General features: G+C 55.7%; 5 protein-coding genes. 2 read left to right on the forward strand and 3 right to left on the reverse strand.

The genetic code is table 11. From position 1 onward, the window contains the following. Together dgt and radA are read right to left on the reverse strand one after the other, a co-directional pair. Window positions 1-424, reverse strand: a 424-nt coding sequence (dgt, locus tag Q0X57_RS07250) for a dGTP triphosphohydrolase (RefSeq protein ID WP_297729647.1), incomplete at its 3' end; no start/stop codon positions are given. Between the two features lie 24 nt (window positions 425-448). Then, window positions 449-1,873 carry a DNA repair protein RadA gene (radA, locus tag Q0X57_RS07255; RefSeq protein WP_297729636.1) on the reverse strand — a complete coding sequence of 475 codons (1,425 nt, stop codon included), beginning with the start codon at window positions 1,871-1,873 and terminating at the stop codon, window positions 449-451. Window positions 1,874-2,210: 337 nt separating this feature from the next. Between radA and rsmA the strand changes: the two genes are divergently transcribed. Both rsmA and Q0X57_RS07265 read left to right on the forward strand, forming a co-directional pair. Next, window positions 2,211-3,026, forward strand: coding sequence for a 16S rRNA (adenine(1518)-N(6)/adenine(1519)-N(6))-dimethyltransferase RsmA (gene rsmA, locus Q0X57_RS07260; protein ID WP_297729639.1), 816 nt, complete (start codon window positions 2,211-2,213; stop codon window positions 3,024-3,026). 7 nt (window positions 3,027-3,033) lie between these two features. Then, window positions 3,034-4,725 (forward strand): alkaline phosphatase, encoded by a 1,692-nt coding sequence (locus Q0X57_RS07265; protein WP_297729641.1) that lies wholly within the window; start codon window positions 3,034-3,036, stop codon window positions 4,723-4,725. Here the strand turns inward: Q0X57_RS07265 and Q0X57_RS07270 are convergent. Then, a partial coding sequence (locus tag Q0X57_RS07270; protein ID WP_297729644.1) for a DMT family transporter occupies window positions 4,726-5,629 on the reverse strand: 904 nt, incomplete at its 5' end. It abuts the gene before it with no gap.

Below are 5,629 nucleotides of genomic sequence, written 5' to 3' on the forward strand. Positions count from 1 at the left end.
CCCCTACTACGGCATCATACCATTGGCGTCCATTGCCCTCGGTAAAGTAGGCCCGTATTGCCCGCTCGCCACTATGCCCGAAGGGGGGATTGCCCATATCGTGTGCTAGACAAGCAGCCGAGACGACCGTGGCGATGCTACCCCGATGAGGCGTATCCTGATTGTCCGTCAGGCGGCACGCTATGTAGTTGCCCAGGCTGCGCCCCACACAGCTCACCTCCAGACTATGCGTCAGGCGGTTGTGCACAAAGATGCTCTTAGGCAGAGGGAAGATCTGCGCTTTGTTTTGTAGTCTGCGAAATGGAGCCGAGAATATCAGACGATCGTAGTCTCTGTCAAACTCCGTGCGCATCTCCATACCCCCAGAGAGTTGCGGAGCAGCTGCCCCAAAGCGTCGGTTAGAGATCAGCTGATCCCAGTTCATCCTACTCATTATTATATATAGTGTCTATTGTCTTTGTGAGAAGAGTGTTCTGAAGGCGTGATCCACCCGATCACACGGCACGATCTCTATGTCGTAGTTTCGCTGTTGCAGGCTCTTAGCATTCGCCTTGGGGATTAGTATCCGCGTGAAGCCCAGACGATGCGCCTCCGCAATGCGTCGCTCTATACGGCTCACGGCACGTATCTCACCCGCCAGCCCCACCTCACCCGTCATGCAGGTCTTCGAGGGGACGGCTATGTCTAGATTGGAGGAGAGGACGGCACAGAGCACCGCTAGATCCACGGCAGTATCGTTGATCTTGATGCCGCCCGTGATATTGAGAAAAACGTCCTTCTGTATGAGCTTGAAGCCAGCTCGCTTCTCCAAAACGGCCAGCAGCATGTTGAGTCGCCTCAGGTCAAAGCCTGTGGTCGACCGCTGCGGGTTATTGTAAATAGCCGAACTGACCAAGGCTTGCGTCTCGATCATGATCGGACGAATACCCTCCACGGCACAGGCGACCACGACGCCACTGAGTCCCTCCGTATTGCCCGAGATGAGATGCTCCGAGGGATTGCTCACAGCGACCAGACCCGAGCTATTCATCTCGTAGATGCCGAGATCGTCGGTAGAGCCAAAGCGGTTCTTGTGGCTACGCAAGATGCGGTAGAGATGCAGCTTGTCACCCTCAAACTGCAAGACCGTGTCTACCGTATGTTCCAAGATCTTCGGGCCCGCGATGGAGCCCTCTTTGTTGATATGCCCAATGACGATCACGGGGATGCCGCTGCTCTTGGCAAAGTGCAGGAGCAGGTTGGCGCACTCCTTAATCTGACTAATGGATCCAGGCGAAGATTCGGAGCGCGCAGTCGTAACCGTCTGAATACTGTCAATGACCAGCAGGTCGGGCGCTATCTGCAGTGCCTTCAGGAGTATGTTGTCCAGGTCGGTGTCGCAGTAGATGAGGCACTGCTCCGAGTGTATGCCGATGCGGTCGGCCCGTAGTTTGAGCTGCTGAGCACTCTCCTCGCCCGAGACATAGAGTGTCTTGAGCTCTGGACAGCGCAGCACCGTCTGAAAGATCAGCGTAGACTTACCAATACCAGGCTCGCCCCCCAGCAAGGTGAAGGAACCCTGCACCAGTCCACCACCGAGGAGGCGGTTTAGCTCCTCGTCGTGCAGATCTACTCGACTCTCCTCGCTTCCCTCGATCAGCTGTATGGGACGCACCTCCTCAGAGTGAAGGCCGTCCCACGTAGCGCCCTCGTGGATCTGCTTGAGCTTACGCTGTATCTCTTGCGCTGGTGTCGAGCGCCCCGAGGTCGTCTCTGGCTGAGCCAGTTGCTCCTCGATCGTATTCCACTCTTGACACTCGTTGCACTGCCCTTGCCAGCGACTGTAGGTAGCGCCACAGGCACTACACTTGTATATAGTCTTAACCTTTGCCATCTATCATGAATGCGCCAGCTCTTACAGTGAGCTACTCACATTGCTAGGCAAATGTACTCAAATCTAGAGAGACTAGAAGTTAGAGATTAGCGAGAGAGCGCATAGTGTCATAAGCCACGCTACCCAATTCCTCGGAGGGAAACTGGGAATTTCCAGCGAGGAAATGGACAATTCTTCCGAACTTTCATTTCATTCTTCCGAACTTCCATTTCATTCTTCCGAAGTTTCATTTCATTCTTCCGAAGATTTAGTCCATTTCCCCGGTGGATATTTTTGATTTTCCACGGAGCTATTCGATAAATGTTGTACTTTTGACCTTGGAACGAGCGAAAGAACTATGGAATCTGTACGAGCGAAGAAATATCTAGGGCAGCACTTTCTCACTGATCTCGGTGCAGCGCAGCGCATCGCCGACTCGGTGGCGGACTACCTCGGCACGCCGATCCTAGAGGTGGGACCAGGTATGGGCGTCTTGACGCAGCCTCTCCTAGAGGCGGGGCACGACCTGCAGGTGATCGACATAGATCATGAGAGTATTGAGTATCTGCACCAGCACTTTCCACAGCTAAGCCAAGAGGGGCGGATCATCGAGGGAGACTTCCTCAAGCTACCCGCTGAGGAGCTGATCCCTGGACGAGCGGACACGCCTTTTGTGGTGATCGGCAACTATCCGTACAACATCTCTTCGCAGATCTTCTTCCGTATCCTAGAGCTGCGTGAGCGCATCCCAGCCGTGGCGGGTATGCTACAGCATGAAGTGGCGCAGCGACTCTGCGCTTCGCCTGGCGGTCGTGACTACGGTATCCTGAGCGTCTTACTCCAGTGCTGGTACGACTGCGACTACCTCTTTAAGGTCTCAAAGCGAGACTTCAACCCACCGCCCAAGGTGGATGGGGGCGTGATGATCGCTCAACGGAATGGACGCACGTCGCTCCCCTGCGATGAGGCCAACTTCAAGCGGGTAGTCAAAACGGCCTTCGGACAGCGACGGAAGATGCTGCGCAATGCTCTGCAGCCACTCTTTGGCAAGGAGTTTCCCTATGCTGACCACGACATCTTTACGCTCCGTGCAGAGCGCCTCTCGGTGGAGGACTTCATCGGTCTCACCTTGATGTACGAAGCACTACCCCAAGAGAACACAACAACACTTTAGATAGACTATGAAAAGCTTCTCACATATCTTACTGCTCCTCCTAGCGTCGCTCTCACTGGTGGCGCAACAACAGAAATATCCACTACCCGAGCGCCCCGCCAAGAATGTGATCCTCCTCATCTCGGACGGGACCTCGCTACCGGCGGTCTCACTGGCTCGTTGGTATCAGAGAGCGCTCAATCCTCAGGCGCAGCACCTATCGCTCGACCCTTATCTCTCGGGGAGCGTCATCACCTACTGCTCCAATGCGCCCATCGGGGACTCGGCACCGACGACTTCATGCTATATGACGGGCGTGCCCTCGATCGATGGCTTCATCGCAACCTATCCGTACAGTGAGCCACACAATGACCTGGTACCGCTGGACTCCTCGTGGGCTTACCGTCCTGTGGTGACCCTTATGGAGGCTGCCAAGCAGACGCAAGGCAAGCGTATCGGGGTGGTCTGCACGTGTGAGTTTCCCCACGCTACGCCAGCCGACTGCACGGCTCACTCGTCCTCTCGCAAGCTCTACAAGAGCATCGTCCCGCAGATGGTGGACAACGGAGTGGACATCCTACTGGGCGGTGGTACCTCGCTGATGACGAGCGAACTAAAGAAGCGACTGAACCGTCAGGGTATAGCACTCTACCTTGATGATCTCGCAGCTATGCGGACGCATCGTGGAGGTGGTATGTGGGCGCTTTTTGACAAGATGGATATGCCGTACGACTTGGATCGTCGCTCGCTGGGAGATACGCTACGCTACCCTTCGCTGGCTGAGATGACGGAGACGGCAATACGTAATCTGGAGAACCCTAACGGCTTTGTCCTAATGGTGGAGGGAAGCAAGGTGGACTGGGCTGCTCACGCCAACGACCCCGTGGCGATGGCTACGGAGTTTCTAGCTTTTGACAAGGCGGTAGCTGTGGCGCTGGACTATGCGCAGCGGGACGGGAATACGATTGTCCTCGTGACGGCTGACCATGGCAATAGTGGTATGAGCATAGGTCGTGTGGACAGGGGCTATGCGCGTCTGACGCTGGACGAACTGATTATGCCGCTGACACGCTTTCGCTATAGCTCGGTGGAGCTGGGTCGCAAGACAAGTCAGACGGCGCTCTCACACCTAGCCGACAGTCTCTACCTATGGACCAGCATACGTCCCTCGGAGGAGGAGCTGGCAGAGATCAATGCGGTGGAGGACTACGCCTGCTCAACGTTATCGGCTGAGCAGCGCAAGGCTAAGTATGCGGAGTATGGATGGAGTCAGAAGTATCGTCTGAAGGAGTACTTCGTAGACTGGATGAAGCGACACCTGCTCATTGGCTTTACGACGCATGGGCATACTGGCGAAGAGGTCTTTCTCGCTAGCTATACGCCTCAACGGTTGACACCGATCAGAGGTTGCGTGACGAACATTGACCTGCACAACTATATGCGTACGCAACTGGGACTGAAGCAGACGATGCTGGAGCTGTCGGAGGAGTACTATGCGCCACACGATGCGCTCTTTCCTCAAGCTCAGTACGAGATAACGGGTGACCAGCCGGAGGAGAAGCGGATCATGATCCACTACCAGGGGCACGAGATCGAGCTGCGTGCCTACCAGCGCAGAGCTTGGGTAGACGGAGTGGAGCGAGAGCTCCCGACACCTGTGGTCTATGTCTCGGAGACGAATAGGTTCTATCTGTCGCGTGCCTTGGCGCAGCAACTGTAGCTAAGCTTGCTTGAGTCGGCGCATCAAGAGGGGCGACACGACGAGTAGCAGGACGGCCAGTAGGACGACACCGATGCCGAACCCTTGACCTAGAGAGAGCTCCTCACCTAGAGCGAAGGCTCCCACGACTACGGCTGTGAGTGGCTCCAGTGCTCCCATGATGGCGGTCGGTGTAGAGCCTATCCGCTGCACCGCCCAGACGAGTGTGATATTAGCGCAGACGGTCGGGATGAGTGCCAGCAGGGCGGTGTAGATCCATTGCGTCTCATTGTCCAAGAGGAGGCTGGCGCCTGTGGCTTTGCAAAAGAGCGCAAAGAGTATGGTCGAGAGTCCCATCACGTAGGTGGTTAGCTTGAAGCTACTCATCGGCTCTAGGCGAGCGTGCCGCAGGATGACGATGTAGGTGGCGTAGCAAAAGCCCGAGAAGAGCACCGTGAGCAACGGTCTGAGTGAGATAGCGGTCACGTCTGACTCAAAGAAGCCTGAGATGAGCGACACGCCACTTAAAGCTAAGAGGACGGCCAGCCCTTGTAGTACGTTGATCCGCTGACGAAAGACGAGAAACATGAGTAGCACGACAAACGTTGGGTAGCTGAAGTGTAGTACCGTAGCGACACCCGACGGCATATGCTGGTACCCCTCGATGAGCAGAAAGGAGGAGAAGAAGTACAAGACCGACAAGGCGAGCAGGATCAAGAAGCTCCGCAGCGATACCCGCAGAGACTCTCTACGTATCACGACGATGCTACCGACGATAAGCGCTGCGATGAGAAAGCGGTACATGAGCACCGTCCCCTCCGATACGCCTTGCGATAGCACAGGTATGCTGAGCAGTGGTATCAGTCCAAAGGTTGCGGAGGAGAGAAGCCCCATCAGATAGCCCAGCCAGTCGGTTGCGGAGGTA

The organism is uncultured Porphyromonas sp., assembly GCF_947254915.1.
Taxonomy (GTDB): Bacteria; Bacteroidota; Bacteroidia; order Bacteroidales; family Porphyromonadaceae; genus Porphyromonas.

Coding starts and splice junctions, on each gene's coding strand:
- Q0X57_RS07265 (WP_297729641.1), top strand. CDS start 3,034: ATGAAAAGCTTCTCACATATCTTACTGCTCCTCCTAGCGTCGCTCTCA.
- radA (WP_297729636.1), bottom strand. CDS start 1,873: ATGGCAAAGGTTAAGACTATATACAAGTGTAGTGCCTGTGGCGCTACC.
- rsmA (WP_297729639.1), top strand. CDS start 2,211: ATGGAATCTGTACGAGCGAAGAAATATCTAGGGCAGCACTTTCTCACT.